Raw genomic sequence first — 22,403 nt, 5'->3', positions numbered from 1 at the left:
ATTGAATTTAAAATAACTCCTGAGGGAAGTTTTTATCATGACTATATATTTGTTAATTTTGATGAAAAAGGAAAAATAACTAATGATTTAAAAGAAAATATAGAAACATATAAGGAACAAGACAAAGAAGATGATTTTTATTTAGGTTTTAAAGTCTTTAAAAAATTTTATCAAACATTAATGAATTTACAAAATAAACAAAAAAATAATAATTAAGCAAGATTAAAAATCTTGTTTTTTTATTTTAAATTAAGATATAATATATTTGTTATAAAAAAAGTATCAAAATTGTATTAAATAATATTAAAAAAAATAAATATTTGAAAAACAAGTTAAAAAAACTTGCTTTTTTTGGGTGTTTATTTTAATGTGTGTGATGATTTATTTTTAAATCAGGAAAGTAAACAACTTTAAAATGAATATTAATAATATTTTTAATGGTGAAAACTTTTTTAATAAAACATATGAAGATTTGAATAGAAATGTTGTTGGAGAAATTGCATATAGGTTAGAAAAGTGAGATGATCTTATTTTTCAAAATTATCAAAAATATGATAAATTTAAACATTATCGAGTAAAAGATAATATTAAAAGAACATTAATCACTTTAAAAGGTAAAATAACGTTTAACAGACGAATATATTATAAAATTAACCCAATAACAGGAAAAGAAGAATATATTTTTATTTTAGATGAAGTTTTACTAATTAAAAAATGACAAAAAGTAGGAAATGATGTTAAAGAAAGAATTTTATTGTTTTTAAGTGATGATAAAAAATACCGCGATATTTTACATGCCTTAGAACAAGCAAAAATTAGTTTAATTACAATTTCAAATACAATAAAAAACGCAACAACAAACTACAAATATTATATTAATAATACCACTATTAAAATAAAAGTTCCGCATACTTTATATATTCAAATTGATGGAAATTTTCTTAAAATAGAATACGATAGAAAAAAGGTTAAAAAACACGCCTTATTATCTACTGTTCATACTGGTTATGATCAAGAAAAATCAACCGAAAAAAGACATGTAATTGCAAATAAGTTAGGTGTTTACGAAATAGATAATATTCCAATTTATATTTCTAAAAAAACAAAATTAACCCGTTTTGTTGTTAAATTAATACTTTTGATAATAAGTAATTATAATATTCAAGATGATACTGAAATTATGATTTTAGGTGATGGAGCAAATTGAATTAAAGGGGTTAAAAAAGATATTGCAAATCGTTTTCCTAATAACAAAGTTCATTATACAATAGACAAATTTCATTTAGTAAAAAGATTTAAGGATTTATTACCCCACCGAAGAATAATTAAAGAAAATGAAGAAACTTTTAAACAAGTTGTTGATTATTTTTATAATGGAAAATATTATGAATTATTACAATGTTTAAAAGAAAGTAAGTCATTTATTCCTAGTTATAAAAAGTTTTTAAGAGAAACAATTAATTTAATTAAAAATAACGAGGATGGCATTAAAAATCAAACATTATGAAATAATATTGGTTGTCACATGGAGGGCGATGTTTCCCATTATGGTAAGGGGATATTTTCTAAAAAAGGAATTTATAGCGAAAAAACTGTTAAAAATAAATTGAATAATAGTATGCTAAAATTAAGAAATAATATTAAGGATTTTAAACAATCAGAAAAACCACCAAAAAATAATACTATTTTATATAATAATTTTAATAAAACTGAACAACAAAAATTACCGTCTTTATTAATTTTATTTTTAAATTAAATAATTTTAATAAAAATGCATTTTTTGTTGTGATTAAATTTAAAAAAATATAAAAATTTGTTGACAATAAAATTAAACATGGTATCTTTAAGTTAAGTATGTTGATTATTTATTCCATAATTTCTTAAAATATAGTAAATACCCCAAAATAATTTATATGACCTAAAAATAATTTATAATTAAACAAGGTGATAATATGCAAACAAAAATAAAAAATTTATTTTACTTAGATACAAAAAGAATTGTGGGAATGGCAATTGTGATTGCTTTATATGTTTTATTGTCATGATTAAGTAAAATAATGAATTTAACAGTTTTTCCCGTTGCTCCATTTTTAAAAATTGAGTTAACTGATTTTTTAATGTTATTATCTCTTCGTTTGTTTGGTATTATTTATGCTAGTTTTTTAACTATTAGTGTTAGTTGATTACGAATGGTTTATTTAGGTGATACTCCCATTGATGTATTTGCTTTAATGTTAGCAGATTTAATTTTTTTATTAGTTTTTTGATTAGGCGATAATTTTTTACGAAAAGGATTTAATCACTTGTTTAAAAATAATTTTTCAAAAAAAGCTGATTATTTAATTACAACAATAAATGTTAGTTTAGCAACAATTATTGCTTCATTTGTAATGACATTATTTAATTGATTATTTATTTATGACATGTATGCTCATTTCTTACATCTTCCCCACGAAACAGTACAATGATTTAAAAGTATTTTAGTACAGATAGTTATTCCTTTTAATTTATTGAAATTTACGATTAATAGTATTGTTTTTATTTTAATTTATCGTGCAGTAATTCACCTTCAAAAGCAATTTATAATAATAAAACCAACAAAAAAAGTAACAGAAGTATTACATGATTATAATATTATTGATGAAATTTATTTTTAAAAAAGCAAACTTATTTTCTTGAAAATATTCTTTAATTTATGTTATTATTTGTATGGTATGCCCACGTAGCTCAGTAGGAGAGAGCATGCGCCTTCTAAGCGTAGGGTCGGGAGTTCGAATCTCTCCGTGGGCGCCATTTTTTAAATTGTAATTAAATTAAAAACCTTATTTAAATGATTAAATAAGGTTTTATTTTTTTAAAATTGTTATAATAATATAAAAGATTGTTTTATCTAAGGAGGATTTATTAAATGCAAACACCATTAAATTATTATGATGAATTAATTAATGAAATTAAAGAATTAATTAGTAATCATAATTACAATGGTACACTTATCAAAATTAATGATGAATTGTTGATGCCTTATATTCCTCAACAAGTTGAGAAAGTATTAACAACATTATTACAAGAAGTTAATGAAAAAATTCGAGAACAAAAGTCAAGTGAAACAACAGTTTGAACATTAGCAAAAATTAGTGATATTTTAGCGAATCCATGTGATGAGGAAACTCAATTATTAGCTTTTCAATATTTAAAAGACCAAAATTTACGACAAATTTTACCAGTAATTCGTCAATATTTTCTGAATAAAAAAGTCACTGATTTTGCAAAGATTTATTTATTATACTTATTAAAAAAACAAGAAATTACAGAAATATTTGAAGTGAAAAAAACAAATGGTATTTTTCACTTGAATCCAAGTCAAATAATACCATATAAAGAAAATGAACAAGTTAAAACCATAATGAAATTATTAGACCAATGAGTTTATAATGATAATCCTAGTTTATACCATACTTGTTTATATTTGCTAGAAACATATTATTATAACTTATATCCTTATTTTTTAGAAAATAATGAAGAAAAAGCATTAACAATTGCAATTATATATCAAGGTCATGGGATGTATGGCGAAGAAATAGTAATCCAAGATCTGGCAAAACAATTTACAGTTCAAGTTGAAATAGTAAAAAAATATCTTCCTTACTTAAACCAACAAGAATTATAAAATAAATTATTATTTAGAATTAGACCAAAAAAGCAAAATAAATTGGGGAAAAAAGGACCGCGTAAAATATTCTGTTGGTATAAAATTTCCAAAAAATAAGAAAAAGATAGATATAAAATTCTATCTTTTTTAATTAGTTTAAAATTGTCGTTAACCTTGCTTAGTTTAAGAAAATAACAGCAAAACCAACAAAATAAAACTCTCCTACTTGGAATGTTGTTAAACCAAGCAAGCGAGGATAAACAATACAGGGGTGGCCATACCGCTACGACATAATGCAGGCAATTCTTTTAGGCAATATAAAAGAGTTATCGTGGTTTAGGGATAAATCTTTAACCTGCAATGTTTAAAGGGTAAGTGTTCCACAATAAAAAAATTTAGAAATCTTACTATTTATAAGGAAGAATTGAAATTTTCTTTAAAAGAACTCTGTTGAAAAGAGTTAAAAATTAAATTAGCAAATAAGACAGTATTAATTAATAAATGTCAGTGTTATATTAATTAGTACTTTACAAAATTAACTAGAAACAGAAAAGGCGGTTGATATTGTAAAAAGTATGATCGGCATTGCTTAGCAAAATTAGAATTTATTATGAATAGTGAATTAATACACTGATTTCCTCCTGAAACTGATTTTAATAATGTTAGTCAACAAAAAATAAATTGAGTAGTTAATGTTATAAATGATAAACTTCGACCGTGTTTAAATTGAATAAGTGCTAAAGAAATGTTTTTGTAGAATATATAAACAATAAATATTTAAAAATGTATATTAAATTATAAAATATGTCATTAAAATAATAAAATATGTATTTATTAATTAAAATTAATAAATTATTTTTTAGTGTGCTTAAATATGGATAAAATAAAAGAAAAATTAAAATATTTTTAATTTTGCATCCTGTACGATGAAGCTCCAAAAAAACAACTCTTGTTAGAGTTGTTTTTTTATTTGAAATAAAACAACTCCTAAAAGGAGGTAATGATAATTAAACAACAAAAAATATGTGATGTTAATGATTGTTATCAAGTAATATCATTCATTACTGAATAATTTTTATCAAATAAAGTTTTATGAACTTGTAAAAAACATAAAGATTTATTGAATAAAGTAAAAGATAAAACACAAAAGCGGTTTTATAAACGCTTATAAAATTCAAAAATTATCCTTTGATTATGAAACTGGTTTTTTAAAACCTTGATTTTATAAAACTTAATGCAGAGTGGGGCGGTTATTTTAAATAACTAAGTGCTTCCATAAGAACATGAGTTTATACTCATTCCCACAGCTGGCCGAGGCAAGTACTGAAATAGTGTATGAGAAAAAAGGTAAATCGGCGTTGGTTATTATTTTTAATAACTTGTGATAGTCGTGATAAGTGATAGGTCAACATCGAACGACAATAAATATTGAGATGGCAACTTTATAAATAAATTTGCGTATAGCATTAGGCTCTTAAAGGTGCAAGTAGATTTATTTTAAAAACTGAACGCTTTGACCTGAAAGAAAATGGTGCGGATGAAGAGAGATATATGTTCTGGCGTCAAAAAAATAAAAATAGTTGTATATTTACAAAATACAAAATATAGAACAATTAACATACCGCCACCGCTTACTACCAGTGAAGCGGATGGCGTAGTAAATAAATGATAAATACTTATATAACTAATTATCGCTTCGGCACTTTCACTTGGGAGTGAGTGCCAGCGAGTTAAAACTAGGAGGTTTATATGAAAAAGAAAATCTGCCTTAAACAAAAGTACTGAGGTTATTGCTTTAAATGTGATAAACAAGATAAACATATAATTTCACAAGATGAAATTACTGATGAACATTGAGCATTAGGTAAAAAGAATTAGGATTAAAAAATCTATGAAATGTCAAAGAATTAATTGTAATAATAAAAATGCTTATTTTGGAAATAATTTTATTGAAAAAATTGGTGATAAATTAGAGTGAAATTTAGGTTATAAAAAAGAAATTATATTATGTGAAGAACATTGATTACAAACTTATCAATTAGAAAATTTAATTATAAATAAAAAAAATTAAAAGGAGAATATAAATAATGTTAAAAAATGAAATTAATTATAAAAATGCTTGATTAACATTTATTGGTATTAATTGAAAAAAATGTAAAGATAAAAAATATAAATGTTATTGAAAAAATAATTCTATTGAAATATTTACATTATCAGAATTATATTTTAATTTTAAAAATACAAGTGAATTAAATAATTTATTACGAGTAAAAATGATTAAGGAGGATTAAATTATGACTAAAAAATAATTATTAATTATGAAAAGTTATTTTTCAAATGATATTTTAACGAAATCATTTTATACATTAGAAGAAGCAAAAATTACTGCTAATGTTGAAAATAAAAATGGTTGAATAACAACCATTATTGATTTAGAAAATGAAAATATTAAATGAAAAGGATGTGAATATTAGAACTTATATTAAAGGAGGATAAATAATATGTGAAAAGATGAAGATGGCAAATTTTATACCGAAGAATATTTATTTGAAGAAGCATTAGAAGAATGTTATTCAGAAGAAAGTGCTTATGACTATATTGAAAAATTAATTATGGAAAAGAATTTGGAGGAATTATAAAATGAAAACATTACAAGATTTAATTAAAGATTTAACAGGAATTAGTGTTGAAGAAGATAAAATAAATGAATATTTAAAAAACGAACGATTAGATTTACGAGGTGCTGATTTAAAAGGTGCTAATTTAGAAGATGTTAATTTACTAGGTGCTGATTTAAAAAATATTGAAATCACTAAAAAACAATTTTAAAGAACCATCAGAATTAATTAAAGTATTTAAAGATGATTTAAATCGAATTCGTATTAATATTATTCATTTTGAAAAATATATTGAAAATCATAAAATTGAAATTAAAAATAATATTAATCAAGTACGCATTAAAAAACAAAATGAATTATTTAAAGAAAAAGAATTAAAAAAACAAGAATTACTTGAAAAAGCAAATAGTTTAACACCAGATATGGGTCTTGATATAGACCAAATTCAAGATGAGCAAATTCGTGTAATGGAACAAATTGAGCAAATTGATAAATCATTAGAACCAAAAGAATTAAAAAAAGTTGGTATTAATTTAATAAAAGAAAAATTATTAATTAAAGATATTGAAGTAATTGGAATTGATAATGATTTTTTAGAAAATGCTAATCAATATGAATTAAAACAATTAATTAAATATTTAATTGTTGATGAAAAGTTAGTTAAAAACACAATTAAAGCACAATGAGATACAAATACTGATAATAAAGTAGTTGGTATTAAAGGAATAAATATTCAAATTAAAGGAGTGAAATAAAATGACAAATGAATTACAACAATATATTAAAGGTGCAATTATTAAATATGAATTAAAAGTTAATGATAAATATTTAAAAGAAAATATTTTAGCACTTGAAGAATTAAAAATGAAAAATGGACAAAATTATATGCAATTAGTTAATAATGCTGATAATGCAAAAATAACAGCATTAAGAATTATTAAATTAAGTAATAAAGGATTAATTTTTGGTAAAGATTTTAATATTATTCCGTTTAAAAATAAATTAACTACTGTTATTGATAGTAAAGTTTATTGTAGAATAATTGAAGAAGCAGGATATAGTTCACGAAAATTTATTATATATTTAAAGGTGAAAAGTTTTAATGAGATGCTATAAATTCTTGTCCTAAAATACATGAAATTAATTTTAATGCAAATACGAGTGATTATAATGAGATTATTGGTGCTTATGCTTTTGCAAAAGATAAAAATGGTAATTATCAAGGTATTTTATTAAGAAAAGCAGATATTGAAAGATTAAAAAATAGTAGTCCAAGTGGAAATAGTGAATATTCACCTTGAAATAAATGACCAAAAGAAATGGTTGAAGCAAAATTATATCGTAAATTAGCACAAGAATTAGGGATAGATATTAGTGATATTGATTTAGATGAAAAAGAAATTAAAGAAGATGGTAATTTTGAATATATACCTTTTAATGATATTACTTTCGCTAAAAATAAAGGGCAAATGAGCGTTGAACTTGTATGGCGTGGTGAAAAAAATGATGTTTGAGAAATTGTTAAATTTAAGCATTCCGATTACTTACATAATATTAAGTATATTAAAAATAATATAAATTTAAAAATTGGAAAAAGAGGAGTAAGTGAGAGTATATCAATATTTTCATATGACTTAGTTGTTTTTAAACCACCTTTTTATTATTATTGAGCAGAAGATAAAGGAATTTACTTTAAAGCAGTTTATCGTTGGAATGGTGGCGAAGAATGATCACCAATATTAGCATATGATGATGAAAGGGATATGATTAAATTTTGGGTATGAAAAGATTTTAAAACATGAGAAAAAGCACAGCGTGGTATTGTGACAACGGCTGTTATTGGTTTGCGAGCATTTGGGCATTAAGTACTAATTGATAAATATTAATTTGATAATAAGGAGAATAAAAAATGAGTGAAACTATTTTAGAAATTATTGTTTTTGTTATATCACTTTTTGCTGGTGGAACAACCGGCATAACGGCAACTATTTTGAGCAAAAAACAACAAAAAATCAGAGATGAAAACAAAGAATTAAAAGAAAAAATAAACGATATTAAAATTGAAATTAATAATATTAATACGAAATTAGATGTTATTACAATTATAAATAACAAACTTGCTAATAACAACAAAATAAATATCAGACAAAAAAACAAGGATGGTAATAAAAATGAAAAAGAAAAAGACTAAGTTATTTTTTCTACGATTAGCATATTGAATAGTTCACGGTTTAACATTGGTATTGCCAATTTTATTCACTAAAATTAATAAACTAATGCTAAAATTAAAAGAAAAAATTAATAATGAATGTATTTTGTTAGATGAAAATAAAGAAGATAATATTTGACATAATTAAAAAAGATGATGAAAAAGAAAATTAAATAAATTAAAAAAGCAATTTTTACTAAATTGCTTTTTTATTCACTATTAACTTTTACATTGCCATTATTATCAACAATTAAATCAGGTAATTTTTGCTCATCACCATCCCAACGATAAACTGCTTTAAAGTAAATTCCTTTATCTTCTGCTCAATAATAATAAAAAGGTGGTTTAAAAACAACTAAGTCATATGAAAATATTGATATACTCTCACTTACTCCTCTTTTTCCAATTTTTAAATTTATATTATTTTTAATATACTTAATATTATGTAAGTAATCGGAATGCTTAAATTTAACAATTTCTCAAACATCATTTTCATCACCACGTCACACTACATAATAATATTTATTATCAACTGTATTAAATGGTTTTTCTTGTGGACAAATTCATTCTAAGTTTTCTTTTATTTCTTGGCAATTTGTGCATATTTGATTTTCTGTTTTTAATTTTGTTAATTAATCTTCGGTGTATTGTGGTATATTATTACAAGCAACTAGACTTGTTGTGCTTGTTTCTAGTAATGTAATTGCACTTAAAAGACTTAATCATTTTTTCATAAAAAACCAGTCCTTTCTTGATATTTTATTTATATAAAAATTATATAATGAATTATGCAAATTTAATGATTATTTATTGAAAATATAATTAAAATATAAATATTCAAAAATAATATTTATTTTGATAATATGCAGTATTCCACACACATTTTAAAGATTACAAGAAAATAACAAAAATAATAAAAATATTTATTTATAATAAAAAAATATCATAAAATAAATAAATAAAAAATATAAAATTAAACACAATAAAAAATAATTTATTAAATTTTAATTAATAAATACATATTTTATTATTTTAATAACATATTTTATGAGTTAATTTACATATTATTAATTAATTAAAATATAATAAACTTATTTAGTTTAAACACAAAAACTTAATAATTTAAAATTATTTAATTAAACTTAAACTATTCAAAAAATTAAATGGTGTCTGAAAATTTAAAGACTTATGTACTCTTTCAAAATTATAAAAATAATAATAATCATTTAATTTATTCTGTAAACTAACTGCATTTAATATTTTTTCTTCAAATACAAATAATTTAGTATAATTTTGATGAAATCTTTCAATCTTACCGTTTGACTGTGGAGAGCGAACTGGTGTTGTTTGATGCAAAATATTTTTATCTGTTAAAAATTGAGTAAAATTAGTCTTTTTAACACTAATTTTTTGATTATTACGATAATTATTAATAAATTCAGAACCGTTATCAGTTCTAATCCGTGTTATTATAATACCAAATATATTTTTAAAATCACTAATTGCTTTTTTAACAGCATCAATAGCATTATCAGTACTTAATTTATCATAAACATATCCTAATGCTAATCTTGTTTTTTCATCAATAAAATCATAAACATAATACTTTTTATCAACTGGAAATTTACTTGGTACAAAATATTTAGCGTCCATCTGTAACAAACCTATTTCTTTAACTTCATATCTTGGATGTTGTTTTTTAATTTCTTTAATTTTATTTTTTATTTTTAATCATCTTTCATCTTTTTTAAGTCAACGAAAAAATGTTTTTAAATTTTTTGGTGCTTTATTTTTTAATTCTTCTCCATGAATTCCTTTTTTTAAATTATAAAACAAAGATAAAACACCACCAGCATGTTTATTACAATATTCAAAATATAAATCACAAATAATTTTGCGAATATCATCACTATATTGATAATTAATATTATTAGGAATTGTTGACTTTAATAATAATTCAGCAAAATCATTATTTTTATATGCAATTAAAATTTTATTCGCTCAATAATAAAAAGTTGAAAATTTATTTTTAAAATATTTTTTAATTAAATCTTTTATATGAAAATATTTTTTGTTTTATTCTTTTATAATATTTATTTTTATAATTTTTACTCAAAAAAATCTTTAATTTTGCTTGTAAATCAAACAAATTAAAATTATTAATAATATATTTCATTATTTTACACCTACCATCAAAAATATATAAAATTAATATTTAATACGAATAATTGATATATAATTGATATAAGATAAAATCAATTATATATAAAAAAATAAAAAGGAGTAATCTATATGAAAAGAATACTTAGCATAATAGGAGCAATCGGATTAACCGCAACAAGCACAACAACATTAATCGGTTGTGAAAAATATGAAAAAGCAAATAACAATGAAAACGGAAAAAGTAATAAACCAAAACCTAAACCAGAAAAACCAGAATTACCACAACAACCACCAAAAGATAGTAATTGGAAATTAATTGATAAAAATAATATTAATAATCAATTTAGTATATATGATGAAAAGTGATATATAATAATTGCAAAAAATACAACTAATCAATCAATTGAAATTATTAAATTTAAAAATAATCAAAATGAAAAATCAATTTCTCCTATTATTAACAATACATTTTATATTTATCCTATATATAATAATTGATATTCTATTATTAATTTATATTGTTGAGATGGTGATGGTGAACCAGAAACACCTACAATTGACAAAAATACTGGTGAAATTACTGACTGAAAAGAACAAAAAGGAACTGAATAACAGTTCCTTTTTTATATTAATCGCACAAATTTCATAAAAATAATTAATAAAAAAATATTTGTTATTGTACTATACAATGCGGGATTAAATTTTCATACTTCAAATATTTGACTAAAAAAACTATATACTGTTTCAAAAACCTTATCAACACCACTCGCTAATTCATTAACTTGTTTAACACCGGGAATAGGTATTATTCTCTAAATCAAAAATCGTACGTAAATAATTAGTATAAAATTTCTGTGAAATCTTAAACATACTATTTAATAATTTATCAAATTGCAATTTATCGTTAATATTCTCACTCAACAAAATATTATTAAAATTTTGTAATTTTAACGCAAAAAAGTTAACTAAAACAGTATCATATTGTAAATTATCAATATATCCATTTTCAATAAACGAACTACGATTTTGAAACACTGGAACCAAAGCACTTCCAAAAAACGACTGTAAAAACTTAGATAAATCAAACTGACCGATAAACTGTTGATAATACTTTAAATCTTTACTATTTAATGATGAATAAATTGAACCATTAAAATTAAAAACTTCACCCATTCCCATTCGCATAAAACTAAAATTAAAACTTAAATCATCATTATTAATATTATTTAACTCTAAACTACCAGAAATAATTAAATTTGCTTCATCAACAGTTAAAATCATCCGATAAATTGCTTTTTTAATATTTTTAACATCCAATTCATCAACCGTCTCAAAATCAAAAATTATCCGCCTTGTACCAATCTTATTCGGATTTTCATAATCCGCACTACCACCTTGCTGAACCCTAGTATTTTCTAGCAAAACAGAATATAAAGATAAACTAATAAATTCTTTTACGCGAGTTTGTTGATAACTATTTCAATCAGTAATTTCACCTGTGTTTTTTTCAATAGTTGGTGTTTGTGGTTCACCATCACCATCTCAACAATATAAATTAATAATAGAATATCAATTATTATATATAGGATAAATATAAAATGTATTGTTAATAATAGGAGAAATTGATTTTTCATTTTGATTATTTTTAAATTTAATAATTTCAATTGATTGATTAGTTGTATTTTTTGCAATTATTATATATCACTTTTCATCATATATACTAAATTGATTATTAATATTATTTTTATCAATTAATTTTCAATTATCTTGGTTTAACTTAACTCTTGGATAACGATTATCTTTATAACGGTCAACATTCTCCACAATTTTTTCAGATACATCATACATCTTATATTTTACTGCAAAAGCATAAATAAAATCAGTTAAATCATCCAAAAAATTCTCCTTTTTAACATCATAAAATTTTTCAACCATAAGCCGTCCGAGGCAAGTACTGAAATAGTGTATGAGGAAAGAGGTAAATCGGCGTTGGTTATTATTTTTAATAACTTGCGATAGTGGTGATGTGTCCAAGGTTAACATCAAACCACAATAAAAATAGAGATGGTGACACAAACAATTAAATTTGCGATTAGCATTAGGTCCTTCAAATTGATGCGAGTAAATTTAATTTCAAAAACTGAGCGTTGCCTCCTTGAAAAAGGAACGGAGAAGGAAGACATATATATGTCTGGCGTCTAATTTAAAAATATAGTTGCAGATTTTTAATAGATGCTAAAACAAAGATAATACTGCCCCCGCTCACCCCCGAAGTGAAGCGGATGGCGTAGTAAATAAATAGATAAATACTTATATAACTAATTCTCGCTTCGGCACTTTCACTTGCGAGTGAGTGCCAGCGAGTTAAAACTAGGAGGTTTATATGAAAAAGAAAATCTGCCTTAAACAAAGGTACTGAGGTTATTGCTTTAAATGTGATAAACAAAATAAATATATCCTTACCCACAATGAAATTACTGATGAACATTGAGCATTAAATAAAAAGAATTAGGAGGAGTTAAATTATGGAAAAAAGATATTTATTAATATCAAAATCAGAAATTATATTTGGAATAGATACTGAATTATTTTATACCTTAGAAGAAGCAGAGAATACTGCTAAAAATAAAAAGTATTTTCAAACAACCATTATTGATTTAGAAGATAAAAATATTAAATGACAAGGAGATAAATAATATGGAAAAAATTAAGATTAGAAATTATGAAATTACATTAGAAGAATATCAAATAGATACTTTATTAGATATATTAAAAGAATTTATGAAAGCAAATCTTATTAAAAGTAGTGAAGAATTGGTTAAAGGATGCCAAAAATTAAAAATTATGAACCCTAAAACATACAATGAATTATTTTTGATAAAGGAGAATAAATAATATGTGAAAAGATGAAGATGGCAAAGTTTACACAGAAGAAGATTTATTTAATGAAGCATTAGAAGAATGTCATTCAGAAGAAAGTGCTTATGACTATATTGAAAAATTAATTATGGAAAAGAATTTGGAGGAATTATAAAATGAAAAAATTACAAGATTTAATTAAAGATTTAACAGGAGTTACTGTTGAACAAGAAAAAATCAATGAATATTTAGAATATGAAGCATTAGATTTACAAGGTGCTTATTTACGAGGCGCTAAATTACAAGATGCTAATTTATATCGCGCTGATTTACAATGTGCTAATTTACAAGGTGCTAGAATTACAAAAAAACAATTAGACCAATTAATTGTTATTGAGGAGGAATTATAAAATGAAAAAATTACAAGATTTAATTAAAGATTTAACAGGAATTGATGTTGAAAAAAATAAAATCAGTAAATATTTAGAAAGTTAAAAATTAGATTTACGATGTGTTAATTTACGTTGTGCTGATTTACAAGGTGCTAATTTAGAGGGTGTTAATTTAGAATGAACTAATTTACAAGGTGCTAAATTAGAAGATACTAATTTACGTGGTACTGATTTGAACGGTTCTAATTTACAATGAGCTAATTTAGAATGAACTAATTTACAAGGTGCTGATTTATATAATGCTAATTTAAAAGGTGTTAAAATCACCAAGCAACAATTAGACCAATTAACTGTTATTGAGGGGGATGAATAATGAATATAACAGAATTAATTGATGCACTTAATAGCAAAATTCAAGCAATTAAATGAGAAAATGAAGCACTTAAAAAAGAACTTGCTGAATTAAAACAACAACAAATATTATATAAAGAAGATTTTTATTTTCAATGTCGATGGGGAAATGTTGATTATGATGAAGATTGTGAAACAAGTTGACAAGCAGATGAAATTTGCCATAACAATGAACATAAAGATGATTGAACTTGACAATTAAAAGATAATTCTAAATATGACACATTACCTAGTAAGGATGTGAAATAATGAATGATAATGAATGATATTGTAAAAAATAGAGTAAATAGTATTACATTTCAATTTCCTTTAAAAGGAGATGATTTTAAAAATGAAAGTATTTTAGCATATAATGTTCAAAAATTTAAAGAAGAAAATAAACAAGAATTAACTGAATATATTTTTAGACATATTAATTATTATGCATTAAATGGTTATCAAGGTGTGCATTTAAAAGATATTCCAAGTGCTATTACTAAAAATAATTTTGTTTTTAAAGAATGATTAGAACCTGTTCAAAAATTATTAGATGAACATAATAGAATTGGTAAAATAATTACTAATTATAGGAATTATATTGAAAGATACAGAGTTGAAATTAATAATAATTTAACACAAGCTCGTAAACAAAAACAACAAGATTTTTTAAAAGAACAAGAATTAAAAAAACAAGAATTAATTGAAAAAGCAAATAGTTTAACACCAGATATGGGTCTTGATATAGACCAAATTCAAGATGAACAAGTTCGTGTAATGGAACAAATTGAGCAAATTGATAAATCATTAGAACCAATACAATTAAAAAAAGTTGGTATTAATTTAATTAAAGAAAAATTATTAATAAAAGATATTGAAATATTAGGTATTGATGATGATTTTTTAGAAAATGCTAATCAATATGAATTAAAGGAATTAATTAAATATTTAATTGTTGATGAAAAATTAGTTAAAAATACAATTAAAGCACAATGAGATACAAATACTGATAATAAAGTAGTTGGTATTAAAGGAATAAATATTCAAATTAAAGGAGTGAAATAAAATGACAAATGAATTACAACAATATATTAAAGGTGCAATTATTAAATATGAATTAAAAGTTAATGATAAATATGTAAAAGAAAATATTTTAGCACTTGAAGAATTAAAAATGAAAAATGGACAAAATTATATGCAATTAGTTAATACTGCTGATAATGCAAAAATAACAGCATTAGGAATTATTAAATTAAGTAATAAAGGGTTAATTTTTGGTAAAGATTTTAATATTATTCCATTTAAAAATAAATTAACTATTGTTATTGATAGTAAAGTTTATTGTAAAAGAATTGAAGAAGTAGGGTATAGTCCAAGAAAAGCAATTATATTTAAAGGTGAAAAGTTTGAATGAGATGCTATAAATTCTTGTCCTAAAATACATGAAATTAATTTTAATGCAAATACTAGTTATTATAATGAAATTATTGGTGCTTATGCTTTTGCAAAAGATAAAAATGGAAATTATCAAGGTATTTTATTAAGAAAAGCAGATATTGATCGTTTAAAAAATAGTAGTCCTAGTGGTAATAGTGAATATTCACCTTAAAATAAATGACCAAAAGAAATGGTTTAAGCAAAATTATATCGTAAATTAGCATTAGAAATGGGAATTGATATATCTGATATTGATTTAGATGAAAAAGAAATTAAAGAAGATGGTAATTTTGAATATATTTCATTTAAAGATATTGATGTCGCCAAAAATAAAGGGCAAATTAGCGATGAACCCTTATCAAATAATAAATACCCCATCTTATACAGAAATAGCGGACACTAACGATAATGTAGTTAAAGAAGAAGATATCTCAAATGTAGTACCAGCAGTTAATAATGATGAGGAGTGACCAACTTGATAAAAATAGGTATTGACCCATCAGGTACTGGTACTACTGGTATTGTTTGTTATATAAATAACAAATTAGTAGATAAAACAGAAATAATAAGCAAAGAATGAACAATACATGTATTAAAAATCTTGGAATATATAGGAGAACAACAAGAATGTAAAATATATATTGAAAATTGTTTACCAACAAATGCTAATGGTTCAAAAGATAGAGATGATTTATTAAGAGTATTAGGTGCTATTGAAATTGAAAATAAATTTAATCTTATTGGAGGACTTAGTTTTTCATTCTGTCCTTATTTTATATCACCAAAATATACTAAATCAGTTGTTAAAAATATGGAAAATTTAAGTAAATATAATTATAGTTGTTTATGAAAATATGATAAAGATACTAATTTAACTTATCAATATGGTAAAGGTTGATTTTATAATAATGAAAAAATAAGTAATCATTTCCGCGATGCAATTATTATTGCTAATTATGAAAGGATTTAATAATTTTATGAAAAAAGATAAATATAATCAAAAACGGAAAATATATTATTCTAGCTTTATTCGAAAAACAGTTAATTTGTATTTGGATCAAGAACAAGAAAAAATATGAAATAATTTACCACAAAACTATACTTTTTCTGAAAAAGTAGAATACTTTATCAATTACTATATTGTAAATAATAAAGGAAATAATAAAAATGAATAATTATATTTTATGTTATCGTTCAGAACAAGGTAATCGCCATTGTAAAACCCCCTTGGTGAATATATAACTGGTATTGCTAATAATTATCAAACTTACGGAAAATTTACGGCTGGAAGTTATAAGGGAATGGCACTTAAAACAGTATTAACCCAACTTTTAAGAAAATGAGGTATTATGTCGGTTGAAATGCAAGAAGCCTATCAACATAATCAAGCAATAATTATTAATAACAGCAAAGAGTTTAGTGATAATCCTAACATAAAAAATAAAGAAGATAACAATGTTATTGAATTAAATAACAAAAAAGATGAATTAAATCTAAATTTAGAACAAGAATTTAGCATTAATGAAATAAATGATGATGAAGAAATTGCTAAAACTGTTGATGAAATGTTTTCTGATTAAGAAAATAAAAAATAATTGAAAAAATTATGATAAAAATCGTCCAATTAGACATAAATTTTATCGCAATAAAAAATGAGTAAAAATAAGAAACGATTATTTTAATAGCAAAATGGGAATATGTGAACGATGTTATCAAAAGGGATATATAGTTAATGGTGTTATTGTTCATCACAAAGAATATATTACCGATCAAGATTTTATTAATTGAAACATTGATAAACTTTTTGCCTGAAAAAATTTAGAACTATTATGTATGAAATGCCACAATAAAGAACACAAAACCGAAAAAGGTTATCGCAATAATGTCATAATTGACGAAAAAACTGGCAAAGTAAAAATAATCGATAAAGAAGAATAAAAAGAGGTTATTATGATTAAAGTAATAGAATTATTTGCCGGGATTGGAAGTCAAAGAAAAGCATTAGAAAATATTGAAATTAACTATAAGATAGTTGCTATTTGTGATAATGATAAATATGCTGAAAAATCATATCGAGCAATTTTTAATGATTATGACACACCAAATTTAGGTGATATTACCAAATTAGAAACTTTACCGTATGCCGATTTAATAACTTGATCATTTTTATGTCAAGACATATCAAACGCCAAAAATAAGGGGCAAGGATTAAATGGTAAGCGAAGTGGTTTAGCTTACAAAGTTGTTGATTTAATAAAAACAATGCCAATAAAACCTCAATATCTTTTAATGGAAAATGTGCCAAATTTATTAAGTAAAAAGTTTTTTGTTGGATTTCAAAATCTACAAAATCAACTTAATAAATTACGATATCATAATCAATATTTTACAATGAATGCCAAGGATTGTGGAATTCCCCAAAATAGAAAAAGATTGTTTATGATATCAACATTAAAGCAAGATTTTAAATTTCAATATCCCCAACCTTGTAATTTAAAATTTTTAGTAAAAGATATTTTAGAAAATAATGTAAATGAAAAATATTTTATTAGACAAGAATCAATGAAAAAAGCAATTGAAAACAATAAACTTAAAATCATTCAACAATGTGCTTATACAATTACAACAAAACAAATGCGATGAGGAAACGCAGGAATTATTGCAATTCCAACAATTAAGGATTATGGTAATTTTATTGTTTTACCACGAGCAAAAGATGGTTTGCTAATTAATGGATCATATAATCGGTTTTGAAAAACAGAAAATAATTATATGGGAACAATCGCGGCAAGTAATGTCAATAAAATTATGATTGATAATAAAATACAAAATCAATATACTAATAAAATATTATCTTTTTTAATTGATGAAAAAGAATACTTTTTAAGAATATTAACACCTTGTGAATGTTGATTATTAATGGGGTTTAGTAATAAAGATTTTGATAAAGCAAACAAAGTTGTTTCAGAAACACAACTTTATAAACAAGCTGGTAATAGCATTGTGATTGATGTATTAGAAAAGATTTTTATAAAAATGTTTAAAACAGAAAAGAAAAATTAACAAAGGAAGTGAAAAAAATGAATAGTTATAAAATAATAATAGGATATTATAATAAAATTTGTTCTGTTTGTAATAAAGAAATTCCAATTATTTTTACCCAAGCAGGATTAATAAAAATTAGTCAAAATGAAAATAAATTACTTTATTATAGACATGTTAAATGTATAAAAAATAAATATGATAAGATTAATTTATAAAAATAGAAATATAATTTTATATCGTATAAACACAAAATTTTTAATTCCTTGTGTTTCTGTAAATTATTGTGTCAAATTTTATTATTACATCAATTCTTTTTAAATTTATTGAAATAATAAAGAAAATAATTCTATTATTTCTATTTTTATAAAAGAAAGGAATGATATACATGAAAAAAATTTTAGGATTATTAAGTTCATTTACATTATTAACTACTGGAATAACACCATTAATGGCAATGATGCCAAATAATAGTAATAATATTCCTGAATCTTCAAATAGAAGAAATCAAGGTATTAATGATCAAATAAATGAAGGAGAAGATAAAGTATTTAAAGATACTTTATTCCATGACCCTGAAGGTAATTTTATTTTTGAACCATGAGTGATTTATTTTTCAAATAAATCAATTAAAGATATAAAAAAAATTTTTAATGAAACTCCCGATCCTGCTATTAAAATTATTCAAGTAGTAGATCATATAGTTACAATATTAAATGAAGCAGGTAATAATGAAGATGAAGTAAAAGAATTTATAACAAAAATAGATATAAAAAATGAATTATATGTTACAAGATTTTATAATAATTTTTTAAATTCAATTAAAAATATTTTTGATAATCCTATAATAATGACTACTAGCAAGAGTCTTATTATTATTTTAAATATTAATGGAGAAATTAAAAAAATTTTTTTTCAATAAATATTTTTTTAAAAACAACAAATTAATTTGTTGTTTTTTTTATTTGACAAATAATTTTAATGACGGTATCATCACGACGACAATAAATGATGGGGTTAATTATTATTGTTAAGGCTGGTGTTTTTTTATGTTAGATAATAATGAAAATAATAAGGTGGTTAAATTATGGCAATAGTTTTAAAAACATTTCCTAATTGTAACGTAGAAGCGTGTGATGATGGAATTATTCAAGATTTTTTTGCCAGTTTTTTTGTTAAAGATAAAAATATTATTTTTTTAAACAAAGAAAAAAAGTTAATAAAAAGAAATCTTGGAAATAAAGCTGTTTTTAATCAAACATATATATTAATTTATGGGCGAATTATTGAAATTGAAGAAGATACAGAATATGAATTACAAGCAACCAGTGGAAATTCAATTAAAAAAATTATTTTTAATATTAATTTAAGAACAAAAAAAGAATGAAATTAAAACACTAACAAACGAATTATTAAATGAAAGTAATTTATCATGAGAAGATATTAAAAACGAAGAATGAAGCTATGATATTGAATTATTTACCTATCAATTACAAAATAACACAATTTACAATATAAAAGAAAATCAAAAATATTGAGAAGACTTAAAACCACACACAAAACTAAACAACAATCTAAATAATAATTTTAACAACATTGAAGAAACAATGAATAAAAAAATGATTGCTAATAACGCATTAAATAGTACATGAGATAAAACATTCAACAAATTAGAAAAAAAATATTTATAAAAGAGGGCAAAAAAATGGCATTTAGATTTATAACATTTGACAATACAGAAGATGTAGAAACCACATACATTTTGTATTTTTGTTTTTTACAGTTTTGGAAAGTAAATTTTTTTAATATTTTTAATTGAGGAGTTGAAATTATGCAAACAAAGCAATATTTTATTTTGCGGTTCCTAGTGAAAAAGTATGGAAAAGATATTGTTATTAATACTGTTAATAAGATTGCAAAAGATATTGAAATTAAAAACACTACTGAATAAATTATCCGCTAATAAATTACGCGGAATAATTTATTCAGTAGTGTTTTTAATGGAGCGAAGCGACAACGAGCGGAGCGAGTTTGCAAATTTCAATTTTTTAGTTTTTAGAAAGGAGATGTATTATGCCAACTTGATTAACGACAATATTTAGTGTTGTTATTGTATTAGCAATTTTTCTTTATTTTGGTTTATCAATTTATCAAAAAATTAAACAAATTCGAGGAAAGAAAAAAGAAAAAAAAGAAATTGAAAGAAAGGAGAGTAATAAATAATGCTAGGTATGTATTTAACAACAGCGTTTAATTTTTTAACAGCACCTACACCTAAAACTATGACTGAGGGTATGACTGGTATTTGAACTGGTTTATCTAGTGCATTATGAAAAGTTAAGAAGGTATAACAAATATTTTACCTGAGATAATGGTTTTCTTAGGTGAAGCGTGAATTATATTAATTCCATTTGCTATATTTTGTATTATTAAAATCTTAAACTTTTTCCGTGTTATGGTTAAAGGATTTTAATATTTATTATAATCGATTATATATCTTAGTTAAGGCACACTAGGAAGTTTTAGTGAAATAATTGTTTTAATTGGTGATACCATCTATTTTTTGATTATCATAAATGGTATCACATTTGTAAAAAATGAATTTATTAAATAGAAAAATGAACTTATTATATTTACTATTAAAGTTCTTAATAGTTATTTTCAGTGTACCAATTTTTATTATTTTTATATTTAACAATGTTTATTACAATTAAAAAACATTATATAAACATTATTTATAACATTGTTTATTAAACAAATATTTAGTTAGGAGATTAATATTATGGATATGAAATTTAAAACAACTAAGGAATATAAAAAAATAAAGAGAGATTTTATTTTTTTCAATTTGTGTTTTGGTTTTTGTTATTTTTTAATTTTCATTTGTTCTGGTTTTTCTATTGTTGTTATAATTTGGTCTTTAAATGTAGGAGATATTATTTATATTTTAATTTCCTTTTTCTGTTTAATAGCTTCTGTTTCCTTTTTATTATTATTGATTATAGGTCATATAATACAAGTTAAGGAATTTAGAGTTACAGTATTTAAGAAGCAATTATTACCGTTATGAAATTATTAATAATGGAGTATTAGGAAAAGGCACAATGTTAAGACCAGTAAGACGAGGAGATGATAAATTTGAGTAATTTTGTTAAGAAAAATCAGAATATAGAAAATTATTTTATTAGTAAGGAATTTATCTTTTTTAAGACATATAAAGCAAGTTTTATAAATTTGCCTAATCATAATCTCCATATTGGTTTTTGGTTGAGTAATAAGTTTATTTATTCGAGTGAAAAACATTCGGAACAAGTAGCAATCGGTTTGATTTATGATAATTCTTACCCTATTGTAAAATATGATGAAAATTTAAAGCAAAATATTTGAAAATATTTAACTGGAACAGAATTAATCAATTTATATAATCAATATAAACAAAATTATTTTACTAAAATGAAAAAAGCTTTATTTTTAAGTGAACCTAAAAAAGTAAAAGCAAATAATAACAATAATAATTTAACAAATTGAAGTGTTGAAAAAGAACAAGAATTAATTAATGATTTAGAAAGTTTAAATTAAATGAGTTTATATGATTATTGAGTTCAATTTGTTATTTATATTAGTGGTTCAAATGCCCCTGAGTTTTT

The 22,403-nt window shown here is 22.8% G+C and carries 42 protein-coding genes, 1 tRNA gene and 2 pseudogenes; 40 read left to right on the top strand and 5 right to left on the bottom strand.

What is annotated here, in order from left to right; translation table 4 throughout:
- The first annotated feature begins 415 nt into the window (after positions 1–415).
- The 17 genes and pseudogenes from SDAV_RS02440 (at position 416) to SDAV_RS02385 (ending at position 8,624) form a co-directional block, all read left to right on the top strand.
- A complete protein-coding gene (locus SDAV_RS02440; protein WP_114564404.1) occupies positions 416–1,756 on the top strand; it encodes an Mbov_0401 family ICE element transposase-like protein in 1,341 nt (446 codons plus the stop codon).
- Between the two features lie 196 nt (positions 1,757–1,952).
- The gene (locus SDAV_RS02435; RefSeq protein ID WP_114564403.1) at positions 1,953–2,657 is read left to right on the top strand and encodes an ECF transporter S component; all 705 of its coding nucleotides are present in this window, start codon (positions 1,953–1,955) and stop codon (positions 2,655–2,657) included.
- 59 nt (positions 2,658–2,716) lie between these two features.
- Positions 2,717–2,793: transfer RNA gene (locus tag SDAV_RS02430), tRNA-Arg, on the top strand.
- A gap of 115 nt (positions 2,794–2,908) precedes the next feature.
- Positions 2,909–3,667, top strand: coding sequence for a DUF3196 family protein (locus SDAV_RS02425; RefSeq protein WP_114564402.1), 759 nt, complete (start codon positions 2,909–2,911; stop codon positions 3,665–3,667).
- Between the two features lie 592 nt (positions 3,668–4,259).
- A pseudogene (locus tag SDAV_RS11820) lies at positions 4,260–4,406 on the top strand (IS30 family transposase); the annotation flags it as partial.
- A 780-nt stretch (positions 4,407–5,186) separates the two neighbouring features.
- Positions 5,187–5,321: a hypothetical protein gene (locus tag SDAV_RS13915; RefSeq protein WP_281268832.1), complete on the top strand. Its 135-nt coding sequence runs from the start codon at positions 5,187–5,189 to the stop codon at positions 5,319–5,321.
- Positions 5,322–5,398: 77 nt separating this feature from the next.
- Entirely contained in the window at positions 5,399–5,527 is a 129-nt protein-coding gene (locus SDAV_RS13910) for a hypothetical protein (protein ID WP_281268831.1), read from the top strand.
- 13 nt (positions 5,528–5,540) lie between these two features.
- Positions 5,541–5,720, top strand: a complete 180-nt coding sequence (locus tag SDAV_RS02420; protein WP_114564401.1) for a hypothetical protein — start codon at positions 5,541–5,543, stop codon at positions 5,718–5,720.
- Positions 5,721–5,736: 16 nt separating this feature from the next.
- A complete protein-coding gene (locus SDAV_RS02415; protein ID WP_114564400.1) occupies positions 5,737–5,940 on the top strand; it encodes a hypothetical protein in 204 nt (67 codons plus the stop codon).
- A 27-nt stretch (positions 5,941–5,967) separates the two neighbouring features.
- Complete coding sequence (locus SDAV_RS11815; protein ID WP_186823448.1) at positions 5,968–6,123, top strand: hypothetical protein; 156 nt, start codon at positions 5,968–5,970, stop codon at positions 6,121–6,123.
- A gap of 27 nt (positions 6,124–6,150) precedes the next feature.
- Positions 6,151–6,288: a hypothetical protein gene (locus tag SDAV_RS11810; RefSeq protein WP_186823447.1), complete on the top strand. Its 138-nt coding sequence runs from the start codon at positions 6,151–6,153 to the stop codon at positions 6,286–6,288.
- A gap of 1 nt (position 6,289) precedes the next feature.
- Positions 6,290–6,478 (top strand): pentapeptide repeat-containing protein, encoded by a 189-nt coding sequence (locus SDAV_RS02410; protein ID WP_114564399.1) that lies wholly within the window; start codon positions 6,290–6,292, stop codon positions 6,476–6,478.
- On the top strand, positions 6,453–7,022 hold the full coding sequence (locus SDAV_RS02405) for a hypothetical protein (RefSeq protein WP_114564398.1): 570 nt from the start codon (positions 6,453–6,455) through the stop codon (positions 7,020–7,022). The genes SDAV_RS02410 and SDAV_RS02405 overlap by 26 nt, the downstream gene beginning before the upstream one ends.
- A 1-nt stretch (position 7,023) precedes the next feature.
- The gene (locus SDAV_RS02400; RefSeq protein WP_114564397.1) at positions 7,024–7,383 is read left to right on the top strand and encodes a hypothetical protein; all 360 of its coding nucleotides are present in this window, start codon (positions 7,024–7,026) and stop codon (positions 7,381–7,383) included.
- Between the two features lie 203 nt (positions 7,384–7,586).
- Positions 7,587–8,132: a hypothetical protein gene (locus tag SDAV_RS02395; RefSeq protein ID WP_114564396.1), complete on the top strand. Its 546-nt coding sequence runs from the start codon at positions 7,587–7,589 to the stop codon at positions 8,130–8,132.
- Positions 8,133–8,176: 44 nt separating this feature from the next.
- On the top strand, positions 8,177–8,458 hold the full coding sequence (locus SDAV_RS02390) for a hypothetical protein (protein ID WP_114564395.1): 282 nt from the start codon (positions 8,177–8,179) through the stop codon (positions 8,456–8,458).
- Entirely contained in the window at positions 8,439–8,624 is a 186-nt protein-coding gene (locus SDAV_RS02385) for a hypothetical protein (protein WP_114564394.1), read from the top strand. Before SDAV_RS02390 ends, SDAV_RS02385 begins: the two co-directional genes overlap by 20 nt.
- A gap of 61 nt (positions 8,625–8,685) precedes the next feature.
- On the opposite strand, the gene SDAV_RS02380 is transcribed toward SDAV_RS02385, so the two are convergent.
- The 4 genes from SDAV_RS02380 to SDAV_RS13905 form a co-directional block, all read right to left on the bottom strand.
- Positions 8,686–8,985, bottom strand: coding sequence for a hypothetical protein (locus SDAV_RS02380; RefSeq protein ID WP_114564393.1), 300 nt, complete (start codon positions 8,983–8,985; stop codon positions 8,686–8,688).
- Between the two features lie 123 nt (positions 8,986–9,108).
- Entirely contained in the window at positions 9,109–9,210 is a 102-nt protein-coding gene (locus SDAV_RS11805; RefSeq protein ID WP_186823446.1) for a lipoprotein, read from the bottom strand.
- A 394-nt stretch (positions 9,211–9,604) separates the two neighbouring features.
- Positions 9,605–10,312 carry a DDE-type integrase/transposase/recombinase gene (locus tag SDAV_RS02375; protein WP_222611579.1) on the bottom strand — a complete coding sequence of 236 codons (708 nt, stop codon included), beginning with the start codon at positions 10,310–10,312 and terminating at the stop codon, positions 9,605–9,607.
- A 205-nt stretch (positions 10,313–10,517) separates the two neighbouring features.
- Positions 10,518–10,652, bottom strand: a complete 135-nt coding sequence (locus tag SDAV_RS13905; protein ID WP_281268830.1) for a hypothetical protein — start codon at positions 10,650–10,652, stop codon at positions 10,518–10,520.
- A 116-nt stretch (positions 10,653–10,768) separates the two neighbouring features.
- Here SDAV_RS13905 and SDAV_RS02370 point away from each other — a divergent pair, with 116 nt between their 5' ends.
- Positions 10,769–11,251 carry a lipoprotein gene (locus SDAV_RS02370; protein ID WP_114564392.1) on the top strand — a complete coding sequence of 161 codons (483 nt, stop codon included), beginning with the start codon at positions 10,769–10,771 and terminating at the stop codon, positions 11,249–11,251.
- An 11-nt stretch (positions 11,252–11,262) separates the two neighbouring features.
- On the opposite strand, the pseudogene SDAV_RS02365 reads toward SDAV_RS02370, so the two are convergent.
- Positions 11,263–12,613: pseudogene (locus SDAV_RS02365) on the bottom strand (spiroplasma phage ORF1-like family protein); the annotation flags it as partial.
- A 409-nt stretch (positions 12,614–13,022) separates the two neighbouring features.
- On the opposite strand from SDAV_RS02365, the gene SDAV_RS13900 reads away from it, so the two are divergent.
- From SDAV_RS13900 to SDAV_RS02270, 22 genes are all read left to right on the top strand, one after another.
- A complete protein-coding gene (locus SDAV_RS13900) occupies positions 13,023–13,151 on the top strand; it encodes a hypothetical protein (protein ID WP_281268829.1) in 129 nt (42 codons plus the stop codon).
- 13 nt (positions 13,152–13,164) lie between these two features.
- Positions 13,165–13,335 carry a hypothetical protein gene (locus tag SDAV_RS11800; protein ID WP_186823445.1) on the top strand — a complete coding sequence of 57 codons (171 nt, stop codon included), beginning with the start codon at positions 13,165–13,167 and terminating at the stop codon, positions 13,333–13,335.
- Between the two features lies 1 nt (position 13,336).
- Positions 13,337–13,534 carry a hypothetical protein gene (locus SDAV_RS02360; RefSeq protein WP_114564391.1) on the top strand — a complete coding sequence of 66 codons (198 nt, stop codon included), beginning with the start codon at positions 13,337–13,339 and terminating at the stop codon, positions 13,532–13,534.
- Between the two features lies 1 nt (position 13,535).
- On the top strand, positions 13,536–13,673 hold the full coding sequence (locus SDAV_RS11795) for a hypothetical protein (protein ID WP_162475848.1): 138 nt from the start codon (positions 13,536–13,538) through the stop codon (positions 13,671–13,673).
- Position 13,674: 1 nt separating this feature from the next.
- The gene (locus tag SDAV_RS02355) at positions 13,675–13,908 is read left to right on the top strand and encodes a pentapeptide repeat-containing protein (protein WP_114564390.1); all 234 of its coding nucleotides are present in this window, start codon (positions 13,675–13,677) and stop codon (positions 13,906–13,908) included.
- A gap of 88 nt (positions 13,909–13,996) precedes the next feature.
- A complete protein-coding gene (locus tag SDAV_RS14300; RefSeq protein WP_114564389.1) occupies positions 13,997–14,263 on the top strand; it encodes a pentapeptide repeat-containing protein in 267 nt (88 codons plus the stop codon).
- The gene (locus SDAV_RS02345) at positions 14,263–14,550 is read left to right on the top strand and encodes a hypothetical protein (RefSeq protein ID WP_114564388.1); all 288 of its coding nucleotides are present in this window, start codon (positions 14,263–14,265) and stop codon (positions 14,548–14,550) included. Before SDAV_RS14300 ends, SDAV_RS02345 begins: the two co-directional genes overlap by 1 nt.
- A 3-nt stretch (positions 14,551–14,553) precedes the next feature.
- Positions 14,554–15,342 carry a hypothetical protein gene (locus SDAV_RS02340; protein WP_114564387.1) on the top strand — a complete coding sequence of 263 codons (789 nt, stop codon included), beginning with the start codon at positions 14,554–14,556 and terminating at the stop codon, positions 15,340–15,342.
- Position 15,343: 1 nt separating this feature from the next.
- The gene (locus SDAV_RS02335) at positions 15,344–15,886 is read left to right on the top strand and encodes a recombinase RecT (RefSeq protein ID WP_114564386.1); all 543 of its coding nucleotides are present in this window, start codon (positions 15,344–15,346) and stop codon (positions 15,884–15,886) included.
- A 57-nt stretch (positions 15,887–15,943) separates the two neighbouring features.
- The gene (locus SDAV_RS11780) at positions 15,944–16,117 is read left to right on the top strand and encodes a hypothetical protein (protein ID WP_186823443.1); all 174 of its coding nucleotides are present in this window, start codon (positions 15,944–15,946) and stop codon (positions 16,115–16,117) included.
- A 63-nt stretch (positions 16,118–16,180) separates the two neighbouring features.
- Positions 16,181–16,684, top strand: coding sequence for a hypothetical protein (locus SDAV_RS02330; protein ID WP_186823442.1), 504 nt, complete (start codon positions 16,181–16,183; stop codon positions 16,682–16,684).
- A gap of 7 nt (positions 16,685–16,691) precedes the next feature.
- The gene (locus tag SDAV_RS02325; protein WP_114564384.1) at positions 16,692–16,889 is read left to right on the top strand and encodes a hypothetical protein; all 198 of its coding nucleotides are present in this window, start codon (positions 16,692–16,694) and stop codon (positions 16,887–16,889) included.
- Between the two features lie 126 nt (positions 16,890–17,015).
- Positions 17,016–17,294 carry a recombinase RecT gene (locus SDAV_RS02320; RefSeq protein WP_114564383.1) on the top strand — a complete coding sequence of 93 codons (279 nt, stop codon included), beginning with the start codon at positions 17,016–17,018 and terminating at the stop codon, positions 17,292–17,294.
- Positions 17,275–17,652, top strand: coding sequence for an HNH endonuclease (locus SDAV_RS02315; protein ID WP_114564382.1), 378 nt, complete (start codon positions 17,275–17,277; stop codon positions 17,650–17,652). The genes SDAV_RS02320 and SDAV_RS02315 overlap by 20 nt, the downstream gene beginning before the upstream one ends.
- A 12-nt stretch (positions 17,653–17,664) precedes the next feature.
- Entirely contained in the window at positions 17,665–18,777 is a 1,113-nt protein-coding gene (locus tag SDAV_RS02310; protein WP_114564381.1) for a DNA cytosine methyltransferase, read from the top strand.
- Positions 18,778–18,794: 17 nt separating this feature from the next.
- Positions 18,795–18,974 carry a hypothetical protein gene (locus SDAV_RS02305; protein WP_114564380.1) on the top strand — a complete coding sequence of 60 codons (180 nt, stop codon included), beginning with the start codon at positions 18,795–18,797 and terminating at the stop codon, positions 18,972–18,974.
- 170 nt (positions 18,975–19,144) lie between these two features.
- Positions 19,145–19,678, top strand: a complete 534-nt coding sequence (locus tag SDAV_RS02300) for a serpin family protein (protein ID WP_114564379.1) — start codon at positions 19,145–19,147, stop codon at positions 19,676–19,678.
- Between the two features lie 165 nt (positions 19,679–19,843).
- Positions 19,844–20,149: a hypothetical protein gene (locus SDAV_RS02295; RefSeq protein ID WP_114564378.1), complete on the top strand. Its 306-nt coding sequence runs from the start codon at positions 19,844–19,846 to the stop codon at positions 20,147–20,149.
- Positions 20,150–20,461: 312 nt separating this feature from the next.
- A complete protein-coding gene (locus SDAV_RS02290; RefSeq protein ID WP_114564377.1) occupies positions 20,462–20,707 on the top strand; it encodes a hypothetical protein in 246 nt (81 codons plus the stop codon).
- Between the two features lie 122 nt (positions 20,708–20,829).
- Positions 20,830–20,979 carry a hypothetical protein gene (locus SDAV_RS02285; protein WP_105298620.1) on the top strand — a complete coding sequence of 50 codons (150 nt, stop codon included), beginning with the start codon at positions 20,830–20,832 and terminating at the stop codon, positions 20,977–20,979.
- Entirely contained in the window at positions 20,979–21,107 is a 129-nt protein-coding gene (locus tag SDAV_RS13895; protein WP_281268828.1) for a hypothetical protein, read from the top strand. Before SDAV_RS02285 ends, SDAV_RS13895 begins: the two co-directional genes overlap by 1 nt.
- A gap of 778 nt (positions 21,108–21,885) precedes the next feature.
- Entirely contained in the window at positions 21,886–22,335 is a 450-nt protein-coding gene (locus SDAV_RS02270) for a DUF3627 domain-containing protein (RefSeq protein ID WP_114564376.1), read from the top strand.
- Positions 22,336–22,403 lie beyond the last annotated feature (68 nt).

The organism is Spiroplasma phoeniceum P40, assembly GCF_003339775.1.
GTDB lineage: Bacteria > Bacillota_I > Bacilli_A > Mycoplasmatales > Mycoplasmataceae > Spiroplasma > Spiroplasma phoeniceum.
This window is presented reverse-complemented; position numbering and strand designations above follow the sequence as displayed.